The organism is Colwellia meonggei (assembly GCF_057537295.1).
The window spans coordinates 260,416-284,628 of sequence record NZ_BAAJLZ010000005.1; the positions used below are offsets into that span (position 1 = coordinate 260,416).

The 24,213-nt window shown below is 36.5% G+C and carries 22 protein-coding genes; 13 read left to right on the forward strand and 9 right to left on the reverse strand.

Annotated features, from left to right (window positions below):
• The first annotated feature begins 36 nt into the window (after positions 1-36).
• From AC27E9_RS13980 to AC27E9_RS14005, 6 genes are read left to right on the forward strand one after another with little or no spacing between them, the layout of a single operon-like run.
• Positions 37-654, forward strand: coding sequence for a hypothetical protein (locus tag AC27E9_RS13980; protein ID WP_487131159.1), 618 nt, complete (start codon positions 37-39; stop codon positions 652-654).
• Positions 655-668: 14 nt separating this feature from the next.
• The gene (locus tag AC27E9_RS13985) at positions 669-2,606 is read left to right on the forward strand and encodes a hypothetical protein (protein WP_487131161.1); all 1,938 of its coding nucleotides are present in this window, start codon (positions 669-671) and stop codon (positions 2,604-2,606) included.
• A 10-nt stretch (positions 2,607-2,616) separates the two neighbouring features.
• A complete protein-coding gene (locus tag AC27E9_RS13990; protein ID WP_487131163.1) occupies positions 2,617-3,666 on the forward strand; it encodes a TniB family NTP-binding protein in 1,050 nt (349 codons plus the stop codon).
• 1 nt (position 3,667) lies between these two features.
• A complete protein-coding gene (locus AC27E9_RS13995; RefSeq protein WP_487131165.1) occupies positions 3,668-5,155 on the forward strand; it encodes a TniQ family protein in 1,488 nt (495 codons plus the stop codon).
• Positions 5,156-5,168: 13 nt separating this feature from the next.
• The gene (locus AC27E9_RS14000; RefSeq protein ID WP_487131167.1) at positions 5,169-5,438 is read left to right on the forward strand and encodes a hypothetical protein; all 270 of its coding nucleotides are present in this window, start codon (positions 5,169-5,171) and stop codon (positions 5,436-5,438) included.
• 10 nt (positions 5,439-5,448) lie between these two features.
• A complete protein-coding gene (locus tag AC27E9_RS14005) occupies positions 5,449-6,780 on the forward strand; it encodes a hypothetical protein (RefSeq protein WP_487131169.1) in 1,332 nt (443 codons plus the stop codon).
• Between the two features lie 12 nt (positions 6,781-6,792).
• Here AC27E9_RS14005 and AC27E9_RS14010 read toward each other — a convergent pair whose 3' ends face one another.
• Genes AC27E9_RS14010 through AC27E9_RS14025 form a run of 4 tightly spaced genes read right to left on the reverse strand, consistent with a single transcriptional unit; the run spans position 6,793 to position 11,789 of the window.
• The gene (locus AC27E9_RS14010; protein ID WP_487131171.1) at positions 6,793-9,432 is read right to left on the reverse strand and encodes a P-loop NTPase fold protein; all 2,640 of its coding nucleotides are present in this window, start codon (positions 9,430-9,432) and stop codon (positions 6,793-6,795) included.
• 18 nt (positions 9,433-9,450) lie between these two features.
• Entirely contained in the window at positions 9,451-10,593 is a 1,143-nt protein-coding gene (locus AC27E9_RS14015; RefSeq protein WP_487131173.1) for an HNH endonuclease, read from the reverse strand.
• A gap of 3 nt (positions 10,594-10,596) precedes the next feature.
• Positions 10,597-11,124 (reverse strand): excalibur calcium-binding domain-containing protein, encoded by a 528-nt coding sequence (locus AC27E9_RS14020; RefSeq protein ID WP_487131175.1) that lies wholly within the window; start codon positions 11,122-11,124, stop codon positions 10,597-10,599.
• A gap of 56 nt (positions 11,125-11,180) precedes the next feature.
• Positions 11,181-11,789 carry a class I SAM-dependent methyltransferase gene (locus tag AC27E9_RS14025; protein ID WP_487131177.1) on the reverse strand — a complete coding sequence of 203 codons (609 nt, stop codon included), beginning with the start codon at positions 11,787-11,789 and terminating at the stop codon, positions 11,181-11,183.
• Between the two features lie 171 nt (positions 11,790-11,960).
• On the opposite strand from AC27E9_RS14025, the gene AC27E9_RS14030 reads away from it, so the two are divergent.
• Positions 11,961-12,299, forward strand: coding sequence for a low molecular weight phosphatase family protein (locus AC27E9_RS14030; RefSeq protein WP_487131179.1), 339 nt, complete (start codon positions 11,961-11,963; stop codon positions 12,297-12,299).
• Between the two features lie 27 nt (positions 12,300-12,326).
• Here the strand turns inward: AC27E9_RS14030 and AC27E9_RS14035 are convergent, their stop codons facing one another.
• On the reverse strand, positions 12,327-12,671 hold the full coding sequence (locus AC27E9_RS14035) for an antitoxin Xre/MbcA/ParS toxin-binding domain-containing protein (RefSeq protein ID WP_487131181.1): 345 nt from the start codon (positions 12,669-12,671) through the stop codon (positions 12,327-12,329).
• A gap of 231 nt (positions 12,672-12,902) precedes the next feature.
• Positions 12,903-13,520 (reverse strand): hypothetical protein, encoded by a 618-nt coding sequence (locus tag AC27E9_RS14040; protein ID WP_487131183.1) that lies wholly within the window; start codon positions 13,518-13,520, stop codon positions 12,903-12,905.
• Positions 13,521-14,354: 834 nt separating this feature from the next.
• Between AC27E9_RS14040 and AC27E9_RS14045 the strand changes: the two genes are divergently transcribed.
• Positions 14,355-15,242: a hypothetical protein gene (locus tag AC27E9_RS14045; protein WP_487131185.1), complete on the forward strand. Its 888-nt coding sequence runs from the start codon at positions 14,355-14,357 to the stop codon at positions 15,240-15,242.
• Positions 15,243-15,663: 421 nt separating this feature from the next.
• Here the strand turns inward: AC27E9_RS14045 and AC27E9_RS14050 are convergent, their stop codons facing one another.
• Complete coding sequence (locus AC27E9_RS14050; protein WP_487131187.1) at positions 15,664-16,569, reverse strand: LysR family transcriptional regulator; 906 nt, start codon at positions 16,567-16,569, stop codon at positions 15,664-15,666.
• Between the two features lie 183 nt (positions 16,570-16,752).
• Between AC27E9_RS14050 and AC27E9_RS14055 the strand changes: the two genes are divergently transcribed.
• The 5 genes from AC27E9_RS14055 to AC27E9_RS14075 all read left to right on the forward strand — a co-directional run bounded on the left by AC27E9_RS14055 (position 16,753) and on the right by AC27E9_RS14075 (position 21,458).
• Positions 16,753-17,616 carry an MBL fold metallo-hydrolase gene (locus AC27E9_RS14055; RefSeq protein WP_487131189.1) on the forward strand — a complete coding sequence of 288 codons (864 nt, stop codon included), beginning with the start codon at positions 16,753-16,755 and terminating at the stop codon, positions 17,614-17,616.
• A gap of 20 nt (positions 17,617-17,636) precedes the next feature.
• Positions 17,637-18,506, forward strand: coding sequence for an MBL fold metallo-hydrolase (locus tag AC27E9_RS14060; protein ID WP_487131191.1), 870 nt, complete (start codon positions 17,637-17,639; stop codon positions 18,504-18,506).
• Complete coding sequence (grxB, locus tag AC27E9_RS14065) at positions 18,507-19,214, forward strand: glutaredoxin 2 (protein ID WP_487131193.1); 708 nt, start codon at positions 18,507-18,509, stop codon at positions 19,212-19,214.
• Complete coding sequence (locus tag AC27E9_RS14070; RefSeq protein WP_487131195.1) at positions 19,207-20,391, forward strand: multidrug effflux MFS transporter; 1,185 nt, start codon at positions 19,207-19,209, stop codon at positions 20,389-20,391. The genes grxB and AC27E9_RS14070 overlap by 8 nt, the downstream gene beginning before the upstream one ends.
• Positions 20,392-20,576: 185 nt before the next feature.
• Positions 20,577-21,458, forward strand: coding sequence for a dienelactone hydrolase family protein (locus tag AC27E9_RS14075; RefSeq protein ID WP_487131197.1), 882 nt, complete (start codon positions 20,577-20,579; stop codon positions 21,456-21,458).
• Positions 21,459-21,584: 126 nt separating this feature from the next.
• On the opposite strand, the gene AC27E9_RS14080 is transcribed toward AC27E9_RS14075, so the two are convergent.
• Both AC27E9_RS14080 and AC27E9_RS14085 read right to left on the reverse strand, forming a co-directional pair.
• Positions 21,585-23,387, reverse strand: a complete 1,803-nt coding sequence (locus tag AC27E9_RS14080) for a sensor histidine kinase (RefSeq protein WP_487131198.1) — start codon at positions 23,385-23,387, stop codon at positions 21,585-21,587.
• Between the two features lie 65 nt (positions 23,388-23,452).
• Positions 23,453-24,148, reverse strand: a complete 696-nt coding sequence (locus AC27E9_RS14085) for a response regulator transcription factor (protein WP_487131200.1) — start codon at positions 24,146-24,148, stop codon at positions 23,453-23,455.
• Positions 24,149-24,213 lie beyond the last annotated feature (65 nt).

Sequence of the window (24,213 nt, forward strand, 5' to 3'; positions counted from 1 at the left end):
TCGCACAAATTTGAATGATTAATGAGCAATAACGAAATGACAAGACGATTATTAGCAAAACAGAGTGGTGTAAGAAGTACGTTCATCGGATACACCAAACAATTTGACAACGTGACCGTCAAAGAAAGCACTTTAGAGCGTGATTACTACAATTGGATGTTGTTCACATTGCCTCATGATGCCTTATTTATCATGCAGCCGGAAAAGTTTTACTACGAGTTGAACGGAAAACCAACCCATTACACATCAGATGGCCACATAACCTTTCCTTGCGAGAAAATTTGGATTGATGAAGTTAAATATTACGAAGACTCAATTAAATCAGCGGTTTTACACAAGCACGAAGTGTTGAAAAGTCTTTTTGAAGAAGATGAAAAAACAACATTTCGCGTACTAACTGAGCAAGATATTCGTTTAGGTGAACGAGCTGAAAACTACAAAATGTTAAAACCCTGCCTGCATCATCCTGCGCCTGTGAAAGTAATGGAAGTGCTGCTAAGTAAAGTTAAACAGCCACAGCTTTCTCTATGGGAGCTCTACACCTTGGCAGATAACAAAAAAATCAATCGAAGTGTGATTAAAAACGCAGTTGCACACAAGCTTTTAAAAACAGATCTAACCAAAGCATGGAACGAGTTAGTTTTTACTTGGTAATTTGAGAAAATATTATGGGAATTTATACAAACGTTACAGCGCTGAGAAAGGATAACTTATCAGTTGTTTATGAGAGCTTACCTGCAACCGTTCATTTAGTTGGTCAAAATCATGTATCAATTGTTTTCAAAAGCGATGCTCTTGATCCCTTAATAATGACAAATGAAGAGTTAGAGCAGTCTTTTAATACGTCTTTATTTGTTACTTCGGGTAAAGAGTCTTCAAAGGCACATTTTAATTTAACACCTAAAAAAAATCTTGAAATAAAGCGAAAAGAAGCCTATCTGAAAACCCTTTATGAAATAGGAAGTAGAAAGTATTTTGTTGGTGGTTTAAAAGCTAGAATTAAGGCCATTGATATAGCCGCAAAACGTCTGGGGGATGAAAACCCTCCTTGTCCAGCAACGCTAGAGAAATGGGTCAAATTAGACAAAACGAGTATTGGTGGTTTAAAAGCTCATATCGCAGGAGCTTTTAAACTTAAACGTGAAAGCAAGTTTTCAGTAGAAATTAGACTGTTAGCTATTGAATTTACCATGCAACATTATTTAGGTAATTCAGGAAGTCTTCAGAGCTTATACAATGATTTTATCGACAAATACAAAGATGAGTTCGATGAATTACCTTGCCGGCAAACTTTTAGTGACTGGATGGATGACCTTATTGATCCAGAATTGCTAAAAAAAGGTTTATCTCAAAGTGAACGTAAAAAGCTACAGCGCAATGCATTACAAAAGTTTAAAGTCTCTCGTCCACTAGAGAGAGTCGAAGCAGATGGAGCCAGTATTTCGATAGGCTTAATCGATGATGAAGGAAATTACCTTGGTAGCTTTACCATCATTTTCATGCTTGATGTTCATACTCGCTGCATACTTGGATATGAGTTACACATAGGCAGTGGCGAGCCTGCTTCAACGGTTATCAGTGCTTACCGTCACTCAATATGCCCTAAAATTCAGGGCAGTTATTACAGTCAGTTCGGCAATATTTGGTTTTGCTATGGTGTACCAGAATTACTAGTCGTTGATGGTGGCTCAGGATTCATTTCCAGAGAAACACACGCTTATGTTTTAAAAACAACCGGCTCAGAAATTGAAGTGCTTTCATCATATAGTCCATGGCTAAAGCCATTTGTTGAAAGATTTATTGGTACTTTTCGAGGGCAATGTGCATCTAACATTGGTGGCCATGTTGGCAAACAAAAAGACCAAAAGAAACTTGAATATAAAATTAAAGAAAGAGCAACGCATACTGTAGATGAAGTGAGACGGTTCATTGAAATGTGGATTGTTGACGATTATCACCACACACCACATAGCGGATTAAATGGCCTAACTCCAGCACAAAAGTGGCAAAAAGCACTCGATAATGGCTGGGTCCCAACAGTGCCCGTTGATATGGATAACGTCATGCTTCCTGGAGGAAATAGAAAAGAAGCAACGATTTCAGGAGATGTTTTTCATCTTGGTGTGACTGTAAACCGAATACGCTACAACGATGATGAAGGAAGATTGAAAGAAATTGGACTCTGGCTCCAAAGCCGCAGAAAAAAAGCCAAAGTCACCTGCCTTCACTCTGAGGATGATTTATCAGCTATTACCGTTGTTTGCCCAATTAATGGAGATGAATTTAGAGTTGAAGCGATAAGTAACAGTGTTACGCCCGGTATGTCTACTAAGGAGTTTGCAGTTAAAAACCCTTCGTTATACAAAAATAAAGGGGCAAAAAAAGTGAACTCAATGGCTAAACATCCTGAAGTTCAAGCCGGTCAAAAAGCAGTAAACCGCACCATTAACACCCGTAAATCATCTAAAACCAGAGCTGCATCTCCTGAAGAAACTCAGCGCTTAATGGATGAAATGAATACGAAAGAACCACAAATAACTGATGAGTGCCCATACGGCATTGATAACAACTCCTCACGCGGTTTCACAGCCTATGAATCTGACTAAGGAGAGTGGCATGTTCAAAATTTTAAATACAACACCTGTTGATTCTCGTACAGAATTACGCCAGAAAGAAACGTTAGCTCATATACAGCCGAACATTCAGGCAATTAGGTTTAGTACACATAAACATCCTTCATTTAGGAAGGCATTTAATGGCATATTAGATACATTCGATAATTATGGTATTGAACCGTCTGGTTGCTGCCTATTCGGCCCACCGGGTGTAGGAAAAAGTCGTCTATTACGTTACTTTCTTTGTGAAATATATTCTCGCACAGAGTACCAAGCCACAGATGAATTCACTCCTATTCCAGTAATCTATGTTCCAGTGCCAGGCAAGCCAACAATCCCCAAGTTATGTGAGCAAATATTAAGACGCACTCAAGGTATATACACACCTGCGTCCAAAAGTAGTCACTCTCCTTACACAAGAGTCAGCCGGATGCTGGACGCCTTACAAGTCAAAATGATTATTTTTGATGAGTTTCAACACCTTCTTCGAAAAGAAGCCTTGATATCAACAGCTGATGTACTGGCTTTAATAAAGCTATTAATGGATGAGCACGGACTGACCGTTGTTTTTGCTGGCTTACCTGAAGCACAGCAATTACTTGATGAACACCCTGAACTTAAGCAACGAGTTAGTTACATCAAAGTTAAATTACAACCATTTCATTTGGGCGCTAATGGGCCAGGAAATTTTGAAGAATTTGGTAATTATATAGCGAGCATTGAATCTACCTTTAATCATTACGGACCCACTATTTTTTCTATTGGGCAGGAAGACATGGTTAAACGAATTTATATTGCTACTGACGGTATTCTTCGAAATATAGGCATTTTGTTTACACGAGCTACTAAATATTGTCGAAATGAAAAACATATTACGCCTGAGATACTGCAAAGTGCGTTTGACTCTGTTGGGTTTAATCAAATGAATGGTTTTCCTTTGTTTACAGCCACAAAGGCAGAAGTATCTAAGTACGTGAAACGAATGGCGTATCAAAAAAGACGTGAAGAAAGACAGGCTAAACACAAACGTGGCTCTCGACAAGGTAGTTAACATGCTAACGTTGCGACCTTATCCAAAACCCAAAGAGCGCCTTAACGAATACCTGATTCGCCTGTGCTATGTAAATGGCTTCTTTAAAATATCAGAGCTTTTAGGTGTTTTAGGTATGCATCCTGTAAAGCAAGCCCAAATGGGCCAATGGGCTCCGCATCATCTCAAAGTGCTTAATGAAGTTCTAACCAAAGCACTTGGTAGGCAATGTGATGATGTTATTGCGCTTCATAGCCGTAATGATACCGACAAATGGTTGTTTGGTTATGACAGAACGTTAGCTGAGCTGATTGTCGATTTTCCAAGAATATGTGTTCACTGCGTTATCGAAGAAAAAACCATGGACTGGCGCTGGGCGATTGGCACGGTAGCTAGATGCCCGAAGCATTTAACGCCTTTAGTTGATAGCTGTCCTCATTGCAATAAACCTCTTAGTTGGGATGCTAATATTTTAGAGTTTTGCCCAAAGTGTAAAAAGCCTTGGGATGTTACTGACACTAAAGCTGTTGAGCCTTTATCTAAATTGGAAAAGGATTTATGGCCAGCTATTGATGGCACTATCGATGTGACTGAAAAACAACTGCAAGAGCTAACCTACGCGATGTATATGGCAGCTCGTCCATTTGATGTGATGATACAGCGTTATGGCCGCATTCCTTTTAGCCGAAATCATTATCAGCTTGTACTTAACGGCTTAAGGCTGCTCACTAATGAGGATACTCGTAATAACTGGGCTAAGGCCTGTCAACGCTATTGGAAAAGCTATCCTGGTTATATTAATCCTGTTCGTTTGTTTTTAGAAAATGTTGAAGTACTTGATGTTGGACTAAGTTGTCAATCTTTTGGTTTTAACGAGAGCACTGAATACATTCAAAAGGCTCGTGTTCAGTACGTTAAGGACAAAGAAAAAGACCAGCCAATCTACCATGTTGATATCTTTTTATTAGCAAAAGCCCTGAAATTGAGTGTAAGTGACAGTACAATTTTGTTTGAGGCTAAAACCTTTCCTATGGTGAATAAATCCTTCGTGGGTAATCACAAAATGATGAAGTCTAAGATATTTAATATCAAAGACATTATCAAAAAAGTAAAACGTTTCGCTAAAGGCCCTAAAGATCATACAAGTTATACATGCATAACTGAAAATTCAACTTCACTTGTACGCCATTTATGCCAATACGGTGATGTGGTTAATGCTGTTCTATCAAAACAGGTTCACGGTTATTTCAACGATGTGTTTGATTTAAGTGAAGTCTATATTGATAAGGCCATGCTTTCTTCTTGGTTAATTGAGTTTCGAGAAGAGCAATGTCGCTATGCAATCACTATTGCGAGTGCTGCCTCTGCACTGCAAACAAACGAGGAAACGATTAAATCACTCGTCTATGAAGAAGAGCTGCGTTGGGGAAAACATCAGCGCCGTGGGGAGTTTATCGAAGGTGACAGCTTTCTTAGTTATATCAAACGAAACAATCTTGATGAAACCTAACGTACAACATGAGGTGCTTACACGAAGAATTCACGATGTTTACTTAAATGTACGGTTACTCGATGCTATTACGGTTGAGGATAGATATATCTTTATTATCAATGCCCTCATTAATACATTAAGAGCTAGACTCATTGGTGATGAATTTTTAGAAATCCAAATTCTTGGCTACGATGAAACAGGCTTTCCAGAGTTTTTAGTGGACATGCCTCTTTCAAAGGTTCAAGACTTCTATCCTTTGTTAGCACGTTATAAGCAACAAGCACTAGGCTCTAATACATGAGGAATTGCAGATGGATAATACTGAAGCATCAAACCTAACAGATAACAGTCATGATTACTCAAAGTCCATTATAAAGATAAGCATCGAAGCACTGCACCAACTCATTTGGCAAAAGCCACTATCGGTTATCGCTAAGAATTGGGAGATCAATTCTCAAGCTATCACTAAAGTGTGCGACAAGCATAGCATTCCTAGACCCGTTTCTGGTCACTGGACGTTAGTGTCACTAGGTAAATCACCAAATACTGTCCCTCTGCATGATGATATTGACGGCTCAATGGTAATTATTTTTAGAAAACGCCAAAAACCACGGATAAATAAACCAGCAATAGACCTACCTCCTACCAAAACTAAATCGACTAAAAGAAAAGTAACCGTACCTAAGCGTATCGGTAAATTTCACCCTTTATCTCAGCTTGCTAAACAGCATTATAAAAAACCAACATTTGAACATGACAAGCTGATGGTCTCCCCTTGGCAAATTGAAACGTATCAATTTGCGGTATCACCCGAAAAATTTGATAGAGCGGTAAAGATTTTTGATTCGCTGGTTAAGTACTTTGATAAACAAGGCTGGACCTTCAAAATTACAGATAACTTTACTCGCCGTAGCAAGATAAACGCAGTTGTTATTAATGAGAAAACCGTAACGTTTAAACTTAGAGAGAAAACTAAACAAACGCCAAGAACGTTAACTACAAAAGAACAACAAGATAAAGCCACTGGCCGTTACGTTTATTATGAAAAGGTACTCATGCCTACAGGCATGTTCCATTTAACAATTGAAGAATACGTTGATAGTAACTGTAAAACAGCCTTCATCGATAAACCAGGTGAGCCTATAGAAGACAAATTAGATGAATTTATTGGTTCACTTATTGCCACATCAAAGTACATGGAACAGAGGGAAATTGAACGTGCTAAAGAAGAACAAGAACGCCATAAACAACAAGAGCTAAATGACTTTTTTAAGAAGGAAGTTCGAAAAGAAAAAGACAACATCGCCTTTCTCTTTGAGCAGTTTGAAAGCTGGCAAAATGCTGAGAAAGCTAGGCAGTTTGTTTCAGCGATTAAACAACGTATTCATGAGTCTGGTGAAATAGCAAAAGACCAGGAAAAATGGTTACTCTGGGCTGAACATATTCTCACGTTATCAGATCCTGTAACCAAAGCCGTTGAGCTTTCAAAAATACCGAAAATAGAAGATGAGTTAACTCAGCGTATCGATACGCTTGCCATAAATGAATATTTCAATGTTATGGTCGATAAAAAAACGCGAACATTTGATATAGCAGCGTTTAACAATGCATTATTCATAAGAGCTAAAAACTCAAGTACATAACCTAAATAATATTTAAGGTGTAATTTGTATACTTGAAGGTAGCGAGGCTTTGGAAACAATATTCATAAGCTCTTGGAATTCTGTACTTTTATAATCAATACTTGTGGATTTTATGTACTCTTTAACTTTTTCCTCCTTCAATATCATGCTTTCAAGATAACTATAATGTGAGTTATTACACATATATTCATATAAAAAAGTAGCGAAGATCAAACTTGGAAACTTATCTGAAGTATTAACCTTTTTGGAGTACATGCCTTTAATCAAAGTAATAGTATTATGAAGTCTAATTAGAGTTCGCGGATTATTAAATTCAAACAACTTAACACATGATACAAAACCTTCCTTCTCACCTGGCGAGGCCTCAACAAACTCATTGGATTCTTCAATTTTATTCTTTATGTCAGATGAAGGTACACCCTCCTCTATGTGGTCATCTTCGTACTCTAAGTCATCTTGTTCAATATCATCTTCATTTGTATTGATAGGTTTAGTGATTATCCCCTTATTACTAGATTTTGGAATAACATCTTTAGGGTATATCCTGTTTTCTATAAACGTATTTATTGAAAGACCATTATCATCAACCAATTCATAAGATAACTGAAATACCTTTGCTAGAAATTTTCTAGCTGTAACATGAGCTTCTTCCTCTAAACTTATATTTAATTCTTGGTATTTTTTTTCAATTGAATTTAGAAGAACAGACTTGTCTACACAAATTAGAACGATCATGTCTGGTCTCTCTGAAAAGACCCTAACGGCTTCAAGAGATTGAAGTATGCTTTTGTGCTCACACCGATCTAAATCATCAATTACTAAAACATATTGTTCAGGTTGATAATTCTTCAACCAAAACCAATTTACACTAGTAGACGCATCGAACAAAGCGTTGACTTGACCTCTAATCTCTTCTGAAACTCCTAAGTACTGTGCAAAGCCTGGCTTTTCTGCTAATTGTTTAATCTTTGAAGTAAATGGATGTTTGAAGAAACTCCAAGTTGTTGCTGTTAAGAACGCTATAAACGATAGTGGATATTTATATTCATCCATAATTCCTGAGACAAATGTGTTTTTCAGTAGCGGAATTTTGCTTGTATCTATAAAAAGGACGACCACTAAAGCTAACAATGAAAATAAGAAAACTGACACTGTAATTGTATCTTTTTGCTGTAAGACCTGACTCTTGAAAGCAAGCCTGAATCGACTAAATAAGCTTTTCTTTTCATAAAGCTTATTAGTAATTGAATTAGCAATTGAAGCGGTAACATTAACACAATGTTCATTTTGCCATGCGTTGTATTCTATAAATTTGAATTTTTTGTTATCAATAAATTTATGTTTCAACAAATTTATTATAGTACTTTTACCTGTACCCCACTTTCCAAACAAACCAAAAACAAATGGCTTGTGTTGTGTGTTTTCAGAGCTATGTTCAATTAATCCTTTTAACGTATCAATTAGATAATCTCTATTCAGATAGTCGGTATTGCTTACAGAGTCACCACTAGGTTTAATTAGTTTATTACTTTGAAAAAGCTCTTCGATTATTTCATTGGGTGTTGTTTTATCGGGGTTATTCTTTGGTTTAACATTGAATTCATCAGAAAAATCTACAACTGAGTCACTAAATAATTCAATTAATCCATTATTAGAGTACAAATCCCAAATAGTTGTTTTAGGTATGTTTTTGCTATTCGGTCTTAAAGCAAGTTTAGTCGAGGCAATTAGCTCTCTTTCTGTAGTGAAGTTTTTTAGTAAAATTATATCTGTAACATTATCAATCTCATAACCATGCTGAAGAACTTTTATACTAATAGCAATTTGCGGTCCTCTGTTATTTCTTAATTCATTGATATGCTCTAAATAATTAGATTCAGCGGTTATTAAATTAATACCTTTAAAAGACTTAGCTATTTGATTGTTGCAAATTAAATCATATACATTTTTCGCATCAACTCCATCTTTACAAAAAATTAGGATTTTTTTATGCTCATCTATGTTATTAAACAGTTGGGGTAACATCATTTCTAATGAATCAATGCCAATAGGTTCATTTCTTTTAAATACGTTTAGGGAAATAATTTCCGGTGGTTCTAAGTATCCATCATGTATAGCTTGTTCTAACCTGTATTGGTATAAAGGCTCACCAAATAACTGTTTCATGGAACGCGGTAAATAATCACCAAGAAATAACCATTGGCTACCGCTAGCTTGCAAAGTTGTAAATTGTTTTAGATTTATTGGAGTCTCAAAAAGTATTACAAGGTTGTAGCTATTTATAATTTGAGGTTGTTGCCTAACTCTTTGAATCGTAGATAAGCTAATAGAATTTTCATCCGAATTAATCAGCGCTTCTTTATTTAGTCTAGATACAACATCGACTTGGAAAATACTGCTTAGTGAATGATGGTCATTAACATTTATAGTACTTAATACATTAAGTAACTGGTTTTCAATCGCTATACTTGGGACGCAAACCAATATTTTCTTTGCTAGGTTGTTATAGAGTAATTCATACAAGATCGATGCTAATACATGACTTTTCCCACAGCCAGTGGCCATCAAAACTGAAAATGGTGATTCTTCCTTACTTTCAATTTTTCGAATGACAGAGTTAACTGCTTCTAATTGGTATGTTCTCAAATTCATTTAATTCAAAAGTCCATATTATTGTTTGTATTTACATTCACGGTGATACGCCAAATAATCCTGATGCTGTTTAGCGAGCAAAACATTCATATCAGTATTAATACCAAGCGTTTGATATTCTTCTAGGTGATTGGATATCAATATTCGTCCCCGATCATCGAAACTGATATAACCCAAATCAAAGGCTTTATCGATGTTGGCCAGGAGCAATAATCCATTAAATGGGTCAAGTCGCTCTTCGTTATCAGATTTTGACCATGGCTTTATATGTGATGCGATTAAAAACGAGTAGTTTTGAAACTTAGTTACTGCACAGCCCTGCCAATGGTTAATTAAATCTTCTCTATATCGTCCTTGCCCAACACGAGTATTAACCATGACTGCTTTTTGCGTATCTGGAATGGTTTTATCTAGGATGATTTCATCAATGTCATGTTGTACTTCAGCTTGTGTAATGTCTGATAAAAAGGCTCTGTAGCTGTTAATGGCAGCGCTATACATGCCATTACCACGTTTATCCTTTTCAACAAACTCTCGCACTTCATACGTTTTATTGATGATATTCTCATATTCCACGAAAGAGCCTACGCTAAGTAAGCTTTGTTTAGTAACACCAGCATCGTTTAACCAGTTAGGAATAGAGTTTTTAAGCGCTCCCACATAGATCTTGATGGTTTTATCTGACTTACCAATAGACTTAGCCCAGCGGCCATATTGGTCTTCAAGGGTATCTAGGTTTGCTGTTAACGCGTTTCTAAGTATCGGCGCAGTGTTTGGGCTTTTAAGATAATCAAATAACGCTTCATCAAGGTAAGCGAAGTTCACAAGCTTGCGCATATTGCCATCAGTTGCTGATTTAATTGAATCAAACGCTGGCTTATTTTCATTTGATACGTCTAAATGCCAAAGCCCTGAGGACTTTAAATGATAAAATGGTAGGAACGGGCTATCTGCATCATTGCCTTGTTTTAATCTTAAGAAGTGCCAGCTAAAGCGCTTTTTAAGCGTTTCATCATAGTAAATACGGTTATCTTGAAAATGGCCTTGTTCGATTAAGTCCATGACAGCAAACATCATGCAAACCTTATGAGGTTTAGCTCTACCAGATGATTTATCTGCCCTAATGCCTTGAAGTTTGTCGTTATAAAATGCCAGAGTCATTACTTAAAACCTTGAGTCGTTTTCACAAGGTATACCATCATTATCTCCATCCATTTTTGTATTAGGACAATGTTTAGTAAAAAACTCTGCTTCTGCACGAGATGTCATTTGGCTGCAATGCTGGCGACCATCACAGGTAAATTGCTGTGTGGGTATTGCTTTTGTTGGGCTCGGCGCAAGTTGCGTTTGCGGTGTTTGATTACTTTGGCCTAAATCAAGACGCTGAAATGTGAAAGCAGCAATTGCGACAATTACAGCAGCATAAATAAATTTATTGCCTGAGCGAGGTTTATAACTTTTGGAAACTTTAAAGGATGAATTCGCTTTTACGCCTTCAATACGAGCATTAGTCGCTCTAGACTTTCCTTTATGCTGCTCAACATCAAAATGAATGAAGTCGCCTTGCTTAGGCTTTCTGCTCATATGCTTGAGCGCAGAAATATGAATGAAGGTATCTTGCTTTAATTCGGTAGATTTTATAAAACCAAACCCTTTGGCATTGTCCCACTTAGTTAACTGCCCTCGGTACATCACAATCCTTGTTTCATCTTTAATGATGAAATAGTACCAAGGAACAATAATAAAATCTAAGACTTACGTGTAAAAACTACAGTTTCCCAATAAACATCAGGACGATTAAGTTGGTCTGTGTCGTTGTCTGTGTGGAATACGGTTAAATGGAACGATTTAGCTTCTTCCATTAAACGTTGGCCATTTACTTCGAATGCTTTTCTTCCATCGTTGAACTCACCATGTCTTAATGTAATAACGAGTATGCCATTGTCATTCAATAACATACTTAATCGACTTAAACTTTGGCGCTGTTGCTCTTTAGTTAAGTGCATCCAAACGGCGCTTACTAGGATTATATCAAAGGTATTTTTATTTAAAGATGATAAGTCGGGTAAAGAATCGCTTTGCCAGGTAACTTTATCGCCTGTTAGCTCTAAGCCTTTATCCATAAGGGATTTTGCTGGCTCGATTGCGGTAACGCATAACTTTAATTCACTCAAGGCAAGTACGTCTCTTCCGCTTCCTGCCCCTATATCAAGCGCTGTTTTGTACTTTGATAAGTTAACAGTACCTAGCCAGGATTGATGAACAGCATCAAATGAAAGTGATTGGTATTGGTCAAATAGTGCTGTTGAGTTTTCACTATAAAATGAGATATTTTTATTATTACTGTACTCTTCCACTGACGGTTCTCGTTTGTATATTTTAGTTGATAGGCTTTATACGTGAGTCATCTTAAGACTAAATTTTATTGCTGTAAATACGGTAATGAGGTTATCAGATGTTATAGGTTTTATTCGCTGAAGTTGCTAGTATCGATAATATAAACATTATGCTTATTACAAAATCATCCTATGAAAATTCTATTCTTGTGTACTGCTAACATTCAACGCTCTAGAACAGCTGAGGACCACTTTCGTGAAAGTTACCCAGGGCACAGCTATAAATCAGCGGGGCTTAGTGAAAAGTATTGTTCACAACATGGCACAACGGTTTGTACTACAGAGCTGTTAGATTGGGCTGATAAGGTGTTTGCAATGGAGACCATGCATTTACAAAGGATTGAAGAGTATGCAGGCAAACATTATCTAGATAAGGTTGAGAATTTAACAATAGAAGATATTTATCAATACATGCAATCTGACTTGGTTAAAATACTTGATACACATGAAAAGCTTCAGTTTTTAAAGTGAATTGGCGAAAGCTAACTTATAGTTATCCTACGATATATCGCCTCTAGCCAAACGATCTAACAACTCGAATACCTTTTCTTTCTTTTCATCTGTCGAGAGCATTTCAATAGCTGTATTACCTTGGAAGAACGCTCTCTTGGTGTTCAACCATTTGAAAGCTAATTCGTCAGTTTTAACGGTATCCAATACACGTTCATAAATATCATCTGGCACATCAGTGTTATGACTTTTCCATAAATTAACTTGCTTGCCTATACCAAACTCTACGTTATCTCCTTGAGAAACTGACAAATTTTCAATTACTTGTGATGGCAACTCTAGGAACAACTTTCCTTCAATCTCTTTGATTTGGCTTGTCAGTTTGTTTTTCATAAGGAACCCTATGATTAATTGGTGTTAACTAATCATAGGACAAATCATGCGCACTGTAAATATATACAGCACCCAAGCCTAGGATGCTTTAAAACATTTGATCTGTGGGTCAACACACCTTCGAAATCATTCTCATAGGCGTATTGGGCGGAAGAAACTACCATTTACTACTCTTCCATGAATACTATATTTTTACACACGTTAATCTTTTCATTAAACAATATTTGAGGTTCAGATAATATCTTTAGTTGTTGCAAACTTACCATTCGTAAGTTCAACTTTCATATACATGTTTTTTTGAGATAATGTAGCAATTTCTTCATTAACACCTACCAATTCCCAGCCTTTGCTTTCGGCTCTTTTTATTGTTTCTAGACCGTTCGGAAAGTTTTGAATTTGTGAGATAGCATGCTCTTTATCAAAGACCATCTCTTTAATAGGTATAGGAGAAGTAAGGTTTATGGCCATGGTATAAACACCATCTTCTATTGCTAAATCAGATAATTCAAAGATTGAGTCAGTGTTTAGGTCTTTGATATTCCATTTAGTAGCATTTGAACAAACACCACCATTACTAATCAATACTCCATATACCTTAAATCCAGACTTGACCATTTCTATATGCGAGACTCTTTCAATATAGTTTGGGTTGGTATGGCCATTAGTCATTTTACTAGGGTTAGTCGTGTCTAATACGAGAACGCGTGTTTTATTATCGACTACTGATAATTCTTCTGACCAACAATTTAAAGCTAGAACGGAATTATCGAGCTTAGCTCCCCAAGCATATTGCGTTCTAAGCTTTTTCCCTAAATATTTTTGATAAAACTCATTTATTCCTATAGGCATTAACGTGACAACTCCTTATTTTATAATTACTTAGTATAATGTCATATTAACTATAGGTTTTATAGTCACGAATGATGAACTTAATATAGCTACCAAAAATAAATTGCTATTTACATTATTAGCATTTGTATATATTGTATTTATATACCTGCGATTTCTCGCAGCCCTTGCTATGTATAGATTTTGTAGTCTGGTATTGAAGATCTAGTTGTTCACTTGCAAACACTATGAAGATCTATCTGTTAGCTTGGAAACTTTAGAAAAAGATCTTTGCAAAATCCCCGTAACCTCTTGAATTTAAAAAGCCCAAGATCTACTTCTTAACTTGGATTAACATTACCCTCAGATTTAAAAGTTAGATTTTAGCTAATTTATTAATAATATTGAATTATTTGAGATGCTCATTCTATTCCAAGTTATCCTTATTAGCTGCATTACTTTTGGTACTCACGTATAAGTTTCGTTGCTCCAGTTGATACTTCCGATCATCTCAGTGTTTAGACTTACTTAGTGCTTTCATTAGTTGTGCTGTTACCATTTTAATTACGTAGGATAAGCAACGGTTAAGTTTTAATGCCAACATTATTTTAGCAATAACACTTTCTAAATTGACCATGAAATTTATCTTGGTAGCAGAATTTAAAACGCTTCGTGTCAATATAGGTCAAAATTAAATATAACTTATTTAACCTTGCACGGCATAATTTCTGTTTGTTGAAGACAGTTTTCTCGCAGCTTATAATAGTTGTAAAGCTAAAAAGTAGTCTGGATATCCGGACTTAATTCGCGTGTCACTAGTACCCGAACTCGAACTTACAACTATCAAGGATGAAAATGAGTGAAAATAAATTACCTAGAAGCTTCTTCCAACTCAAACGTGTATGGATTTTAATAGGAAGCGTTTTAATATTAACTTGCTATGTGGCAAACAATATTATTTCTACGGATAACTTGACCTATATAGAAAATTTCGGTGCTTTAAATGCTGAATTGTTCATGGATAGCTTTAAGTTACCGATTAGCATATTGGCAGCAGGATTATCTATAGTTTTACTACTTGCTACCCAACACCGTTCTACTCAAAATGCAGAACAAATCAAACTTACTATTGAAGCTAATAAAAATGCATTAAAACAAAATACACTGAGAAACTATTATGATTCCATTGCTGATTTTGAAAAATATATAAATGAAAATTATCATTCCGATATTTTAGAAATTAAAAATAAAAGACAATTGTATAAATCTTTTTTTCCAAAAAACTCATATGAATCAGTAACTCCATATACAACGAAAGAAACATATTCATTAAATGTGAAACAATACCTAGATAGGGTAAGAGGTCAAATTATTCACTGTGAAAAAACATATCAAAACACAAATGAAACAATAATTTTTCAAAACATTTTCAATACATTTATCTCATTTGCTGAAACAGAATATGGAATTAACATTAAGGGTGAAGGGTTTAATACATCTCCTGTTAATGATTACACAGACATAAATGATGCTGTACGGAGGCTCTTAACATTTTGCATGAACTACACCCCATCAAATGGAGTAGTTGTAATTTCAAATTCAACACTATACTGCATAAATGAATGGCAAAGTCTCTTAAACAGTAGCTCCAGAATAGAGCTATTAGAGTATGATAACATCCAAAAAGATGGAAAAGTTACATTAAGAGATCCAAACATTAGACAGAAAAGAGCAAAAGCATAATTGCAGAATGTTAATTAAATTTCACTCTACAGATCCTTTATTTTACCAAAAAGTAGAGTTACTAAAGCTCCAGTTTAGAACCGGTGCTGCATCAAAAGCAGTCAGAAAGGCAGTCGAAAACTATTATAATTTGGATAGGAAAATTGAATTATACGAAACTCAAATTGATTCAATGCAATCTAAAATTGATAGGCTTCGTCTTCTTATCGAGATAAATAAAGAGCCATCAATAAGCACTAAAATAGCTCATTTACGTAGTTTAAGAAGTTAAAAAGTGCACTAGCCCTATTCTGAAGAATATTGGATACAATGAAATTTATTCAAAAATTGAGTACTTATCTTGCCAGTTTTAGTCAATTGACCGCCAATTTGATTAAGCATGTAGTTCGGGTAAAAATAATTAAACAGATTTTAGTTTCGGCTAATTAACTTTTAGTAATGGTGAAAGTCGCTCTTTTAGAAAGTCGATAAAAAGCCTTAATCTATGCGGTAAGTGTTTTCGAGTTGGGTATATGCCATAAACGCCAAGTGTAGGGAATTCAGCAACTCCTGATATTTTTATTATGCTGCCTTTTTTAAACTCTTCGCGAGCAAACAATTCAGGTAACACCCCTATTCCCATGCCATTTACGATAGCCGCTAGATAACTTTCGGTGTTTGATAAGACTACAGACCAAGGTTGCCTGTAGGCAACCGCTTCACCATTAACAGATAACTTCCAGTAATCACCGTATCTATTTGCTCCCATATGCAGGCATTCAAAATTTTCTAATTCGCTAAAGTGTTGTGGCTGGCCGCGTCGTTCTATGTATGAAGGAGCAGCGTACATATTAAAGGTTGTTTCACCAAACTTGTTCGCCACATAGGATGAATCTTGTAAATCAAAGGAGAATCTAAATGCTAAATCTATCGATTCTTCGATAAGATCAACTTGATTATTTTGCAGAAGCAAATCAAATCTAACATTTGGGTATAGCGTTTGAAATTCTTGAATGGCTTCAACTAAAAACGGTGCTCCTAAGCCGTCAGGTGCCGATAATCGTATAACGCCACCAGGTGTTTTCTGATGCTCAGAGCCTAATGCGTCTTCAAGTTCTTCAAGGTTTTCTATAATTTTTTTTGCGCCTTCATAGTAAGCTTTGCCACTAGGCGTTAATAGCATTTTTCGTGTTGTTCTATTTAACAACACAAAGCCAAGCTCATTCTCTAAAGCCGCAATTCTGCGACCAACAATAGCAGGAGTTACACTTATGCTTTTCGCAGCGTTTGCGAAATTTCCTCTTTCTACAACTTCGCAAAACAGCTGCATGTCCTTTAGTTTATCCACTGATTACTCCCCTATTAAGTCGTTTTTTGAACAGTAACACCTCAATCATTAGATACTTTTAGTATACATACAACTTACCTATGGTTCATTTATCTTTTAAATGTATTGAATATACTTGCTCTATTCAAAATCAAATATGACTCGTCATTTTATCAGCGGGTTTAAATATTGGAGAAAAAAAGAATGAAGAAGTTTATTAAACCTTTGCTCGTTTCAGCCGCGTTAATTGCTAGCTCAACAGCTGTAGCAGCGAACTTCGATCCGTCAAAACCGGTAATGACTAAAATCACTGACGGTGTTTACCAATATCATCAGTACTTTTATACAAGCCTCGTTGTTGTAACCGATGAAGGTGTTTTAGTGACTGACCCTTCTAAGGCCCATCGAGCTGCAGATATGAGAAAGGCTATTAGAAGGTTAACTGACAAACCTGTTGTTAAGGTAATTTACTCCCATGATCATTTTGATCACACAAGAGGCGGCCAAATATTTAAGGACGAAGGTGCCGAATTTATTGCCCAAGAAAATTGCACCGAGCTACTTAGTCGTGACTTAGAAAAAAAAGTAGTTTTACCTGATGAAACTTACAAAGAAAGTATGAGTATTAAACTTGGCGACAAACAAGTAGATCTACATTACTACGGCCCTAACGATGGCAATTGTATGAGTGTAATTCATATGCCAAAAGACAAAATACTGTTGGCTGTTGATTGGCATCTTCAAGGCTATGTAAATGAGGGTTACCGTTTACCGTCGCACGATTATGTTGGTGTGCTAAATACAATGGAAAGAGTTAGAGAAGAATTAGCCTTTGACCATGTGCTAAGTGGACATATGCCGACATCTTCTGTTGAGCAATTTGAAGAAGACTATCGTTTTAATAAAGCGTTATTCGATGCTGTTTGGGCAGGAATGCAACAAGGCAAATCGACCGAAGAATTGATGCAAACGATTAAGTTACCAGAATTCAGCCACTGGATGGGCTATGAGAAGAATTTGCCAAGCCATATACAGCGAATGTCTTATTCAATTTGGCATGGCAATTAGTACTTTTGTAGGTGAAAAATATGAAATTAATCAAACAAATCATAATTTTACTCACGCTAACGTTTACTACGACATCAACAATTGCAAAGAGTAATGCTGTAGTAAAAGAATTAAGCAAAAATGTATATATGATCAGCCTTTATCATTATACAAGCCTAGTGGTGGTGGGTAAAAGTGACGTTCTAATAACAGATACAGCTAATCCATATAGAGCCAATGCGCTTAAAGCAGAGATTAAAAAGCTCACAGATAAACCGGTAAAGAAAATAGTTTTATCGCATGAACACTTTGATCACACCGGAGGCACAGCAGTATTCCCTGACGCTGAAATTATTGCCCAGAATAACATTCGTGAATTTGAAGGATTAGATCCGTTGGATTTAGTGCCTGATGTAATTCACAAAACATTTGAAAGATACATGGCTATAAACATGGGGACGACAAAGGTAGAGCTTCATCATTTAATTGCTGCAGACGGTATCGCTACGGCAATTGTGTATTTACCTAAGGAGAAAATAGTTTTAAGTGCTGACATGTATGTTGATAACGGTTTAAACGCCGGAGTTTTTCTGACCGATACAAATTTATTAGGGGTGCGGAAAATACTGAATACCCTTTTGAAATGGGATGTTGTACATGCCATTAATGTGCATTCTTCCTCAACATCACTGACGCCATTAAAGAACACCGCTGACTTTTTAAACGATTTATATGATGTTGTTTTCAATAAAGTTAAAGAGATTAACGATACTGCCCCATCAAGTTTAGTGCCATCGGTACTAGCAATGAGTACAACACTTGAAATGCCAAAATATAAAGAGTGGGCTAACTATAATGACTTACCCACGTATATCGAAAAAATGGGTTTCTCAATTATTCATGGTGGTTAAATGAAATTATACGTATATGACAGTTGTCCGTTTTGTACTCGAGTACGGACTTTAATTGGTTTAAAAAAAATAGATTGTGAAATTGAGTTCCTACAAGCTGGTCAGTTTCCAGTTCACTTAGAAAGCAGAATAACTAAAAAGGTGGTACCACTTTTAGAGATAGATAATGGTGGTGCTAACAATAGTGTGCTGATGCAGGAAAGTTTAGAAATTATTGAGTTTTTAGATAAAACATTTGGTACGCCAATAATTGATGATTTTAACATTAGCAGAGAAATAAATATGCTACTGGGTATTATTGCTAAAACATCAAGCAAGTTATGCTACCCAAGAATGCCTTATCTAAATTTGCCTGAACTAGAAGACGAAACGGCAACGGAATATTTTAAGCACTCGCGAGAGGAGCGAATAAAATGTTCATTTTCAGACGCTTTATTAATGACAGATAAGGTAACTGTTGAAGTATTTGAACACTTAACTATTTTGGATTCGAAGTTGAAGATAAAAGAGTTATTGCTAAATCAAAGGTATATTAATCTCGATGATATAGCGACATTTGCAGAGTTACGAAATTTATCAATGGTTTATGAATTACCATTACCAAAACAATTAAAAGTATTTGCAGAATACATTTCAAAGCGCTCAGAAATACCACTGTTTAAGACAATTTGTAAACTTGGACAAGTTAGAGGGGATAGAAATGACTAAACCAAATACTGGTGCACTTATTGTTATATTTTTGTTGGTGCCATTAGGTCCTCTAGCTATTGATGTGTTTTTGCCTTCCATGCCACAGATGGCTGAATATTTTCAAACATCAGATAGCAGCGTTCAACTTACAATATCGCTTTATGTTTTGACATTAGGGATAGCTCAATTAATTGCCGGCCCTATATCTGATAAATATGGCCGGAAAGTATCAATAATCATTGGACTTGTGCTGTATGGATTTGCCAGTTTAGCTATCACTTATAGTACAACAGTTTCCTACTTATATTCATTTAGGATTGTACAAGGTATTGGCGCTGCATTTACGCTGGTTAGCGCAATGGCATGGATAAGAGATCATTATGACGGTGTAACGGCGGCTAAATGGCTTAGTTATATGGGCGGTGTAACAAGTGCTATTCCAACCGTGGCGCCACTTATAGGGAGTATTTTAGCCGTTTACTGGGGCTGGTTTGGCGGTTTTTATGCTATGTCACTTGTGGCACTATTTATATTCCTACTGGCTTTACGAGGCGTTCCTTCAGAAAAGGTCACTATCCTCACTACAGATACTGAAGATACCGAAAAGTTATCTTGTAACTTGAAAGATATTCTTTCAAACAAACAGTTTTTAACCTTTAGCACAGCTAATTTATTTAGTTTTGGTGGTTTACTTTCTTATGTAGCAATATCCCCAATTGTCGCCATAAAAGAAGCCGGTTTGAGTCAATTTAACTTTTCAATCCTATTTGGAATGATTGGCGCTTCACAAATTGTTGCGAGCTTTATCGCACCAAAGTTAATGCACTTACTTGGCAGAAGTTATACTGTATTATTTGGATTGACGATGATAGTACTTTCAGGATTCGCATTGTTTTTTGTCAGCCAAGAAAACGTAAACTTGTTCTTCTTATTATCTGCATTTGGTTGTGCCGGCTTTAGTGTAATAAGCGGTGCAGCAACTTCACTTAGCCTAGAGCCATTTAAATACTGTGCCGGGCTTGCAACATCAATAGATGGCTTCATGAGAATGGTTGGTGGGGCTATTATAGCTGCTTTTGCTAGTATGCTTGCTATTAATAGTTATCAAAAATTAGGGCTAGTATTTGGTTTAACAACTTTCGCAATTGCTTTAGTTTTGAGTTGGAAAACTAGAGCAGCTGAAACTACATCGTGATAACTTATACTTGAGAATTGATGCCTAAAATCAACCTGATGTAAACTTTTGTAAATTATCTAATCCCTATTTTTACATAACATGACTGTTTTAACCGCCCAACGTAGCTTTAAATTACTTTGTCACTGCCGTTACTTAACAAACGGCAGTGTTAGACCTAATAATAAAGCAACAGGAAACTCTGCATGTGCGATGAACAAACAGAAGAAGATGCAAATAAATTTAGCTTACAAACTAACAAAATTAACCGGCGCGATTTTAGTAAAATTGGAGCCGCTACACTTTTAATGGCTATGCTGCCCAAAGTCGCCTTTGCTGACGCTTTGAGTGAATCTACTGTTGAAGTAGTTACGCCAGATGGCGCTTCTGATTGTTATTTTGTCCGCCCCGCTCAAGGAAAACATCCTGGAGTAATATTATGGCCAGACATTAAGGGTTTAAGGCCAGCTTATACCGCTATAGCTAAACGTTTGGCTGCTGCTGGGTATTCAGTTTTAGTGGTAAATCCTTATTACCGAGAAGCAAAAGCTCCTGTTGTTGGCCCTAACGCAAGCTTTAGTGATCCCGAAACCATGCAATATTTAAGAAGCATGGCGTGGAAACTTACTCAAAATGGCAATATTTCTGATGCAAAGGCCTATATAAATTTTCTAGATAACCACCCTAGCGTCGACGTGAACCGAAAATTAGGGACAATGGGCTATTGCTGGGGCGGTGAACTTGTTGTTTTAACGGCAGCCGCTATGCCAAATCGAGTCGGTGCTGTCGCCTCATTTCATGGCAGCAGGAGCATGGTTACCGATGGACCTGATAGTCCGCACCTGCTTATCCCCAAATTAACGGCACATGCATTTCATGCTGTTGCTGAAAATGATGATCAAAGATCGCCTGAAACCAAAAATATTATCCGAGCTGCCTATAAAGAAGCAGGTGTAGCTGCTGAAATTGAAGTATATAAAGGCACTTTACACGGCTGGTGTACACCAGACTTTCATGGTTACAATGAAATACAGGCTGAAAAAGCCTGGGCTCGCTTACTATATTTATTTGAGAATGCACTAGCATAACCGACTATTAGTAAGGTTTAGGAAAATAGTAATGGCTATTTTCCTTACTATATTTATTCTTGGGCTCGCTATCGCCCTGCCATTTGAGTAAATGTTGTTCTTGATTATTGATAACGTTATTAAATACTAGTTGTGTGCTGTTGTTTTATATTCTGCTTTAAAGGACAACAACATTGAAAGCCCAGGTTTTCTCTTTTCTGCCTTAATAATCCCTTGTTGCGCTAATACCAATTCATTGACTAAAGCGAGGCCAATACCTGTACCTTGTGTTGTTCGAGTAAGCTCATTACCGCCACGGTAGAAAAGATCAAATATTTTACTTTCTTGATCTAAGGCTATGCCTTCGCCATAGTCTCGTATTTCCAATTGCACTCTATCTTTATGCTTAGGATGCTGACAAAAAATGAAATCAACTTTTTGCCGACTTGCATCATTTATCTTTTCCCGATTAAAAAATTTAACGGCGTTGTCAGTAATGTTAATAACAATTTGAGCAAAGGCATCTTGTTCAACTAACATCATGACATTGTCAGCATCAACTTCTTTCACAACCATATTTAGCTGAAAGTTATGCTTTTCCATGATTGATGAGGTTTTAGAGCGAATAATATCTTGAAGTATTGCCAGTGAAATAAATTCTGGTTGTACTTTTTGTTGCTGATTTCCTAGGTTAGATAGCTGTAATATATTATTGATTAGTCGCGTTAAACGTTCACTTTCCCCAAAAATAAAGTCAAAGTACTTTTGTTGATGTGATTCAGATATCACAGTACCTTCTTTGAGCATTTGCGAATACATTTGAATTGAGGTTAAAGGGGTTTTTAGTTCGTGACTAACGGAAGAAACAAAGTTAAGACGTTGCTCTCCTAGTTTAAGTTGCTTTACGCCTAAGCGGTAAAAACCAAAACAGGCAAGTAATATAGAAATAATTAGCACAACAATAAAAACACCACTATACAGCATAGCTGGTGTCTTCGGTAATTGGTTTACTGTCACCGTTACTCGATACCCCAAAAATGGCCAAAGCAAGTTCTTTTGGTATATAGTTTTTTGCTGCAAGTGCATATCTGCTACATTTTTTTCTGATGGTTGAGTGATTTTCACACGATCATCAAGTAAGTTTTGATAAAGAAAGTAGTCAGCCTGATCTGAGTGTTCAACATCTCTTAATTCAACCAAAATTGCACTATCAAATCGATATTGTTCCATCGTTTCCATCATTATTTGCGCAATATATAGCTTTTTCTTCACAATGTACCCTTGCAGTCGAGTATGGTTTGCCAATAGCATCACACGATAGAAAATCAAATATCCGGGTACATCAAAAGCCACATTTAGCAACTCTTTGTCTACCGAAAACCCATTTTTCACCAACTGTTGAATACTTTTCGACTGAGACAATATCGAGTGCATGCTATTAGCTGCCTTTTCTCGAGATGCTAGCTCCTCAATTGGCATTTGTCGCTTAGCCTTAGCCACGTCATTTTGAGTTAAACCATTACTACGTAAAGATTTGGGAAAAATAGGACTGCTAAAATTTCCTTCACTATCATACTGAAAGTACCCTACCAACCCTTCTGTGTGCTTCCAAACAATCGGCTGGGCGAGCTCATACTTGGAAAGGCGTGATAGCACTCGCTCTGACAGTTTGGTTACCGGGTTATACACCTGCTGATAATAGTCAAATGCATCAACAGGTATGGTATTGGTTAACATTCTTTTTTTAAAAAAGTTTCTATCGATTTGCTGAATTAAACTACTTAATTCGCGCTGATATTCAACGAGCAGGTTTTTTTCCATTTGCTGAAAGCCGAAAAAAAGTAATGTTCCTAGCGGGATCAATAAAAACGACAAAAAGCCGATAGCCAAATAGCGTAACCTACGCAAACGTTGTGCATAATTATTTAGCGGCTTACTAGAAAAAATCAATTTAGCTTCCCAATTTATGATGCAAGAAATTTAGCTGAAAGTTATACAAGATGTTAAACAACATACTAAACCACATGGAGCTGATAACCTTCGCCACGATGGGTAACTAAATGCCTAGGCGATTTAGGATTCGTTTCTATTTTCTTGCGAATTTTTGCGATATGAATATCAACAGTACGGGTATCTACTTCACTAGTGGTTTTATATCCCCATACTTGTTTAAGTAATTCATCACGAGACACCGGCTTATTTTGCCGCAGCAAATAGCTTAAAACCTCCACTTCTTTGCGGGTATATTTAGTTTTTTGTTGGTATGAATTGCCCGTTAAGGTTTGAGAACAAATAGATACCTCAGCGCTTAGTGTAATAGTGCTGTTTTCGCCCGTCCAACCTGAACGTCTTACTAAAGCGTTAACTCGCAATACCAGTTCAGACGTTGAAAACGGCTTGCCAACATAGTCATCAGCCCCAAGCGTTAGACCATTAATAATATCTTCTTCCGAGTTTTTGGCAGTTAACATCATAATAGGTTGCGTGCGCGAATGTTTGCGAAGCACATTACAGATCTCAAAACCGCTAAGCGATGGCAACATAACATCAAGAATAATACAGGCATATTGCCCATTTAACCCAAGTGCTAAACCTTTTTCTCCGTTACTTTCACTTTCAACCTGATAACCGTGAAAGACGAATAAATCAGTAAGCCCCATTAATATTGCAGGCTCGTCTTCTACGATAAGAAGCTTAGGTTTGATGGTCAAATTATTCCCTTATTGCTATTAAAACTGCTGTCGATTAACACGGTTGATTCATTATACCTTTAAAT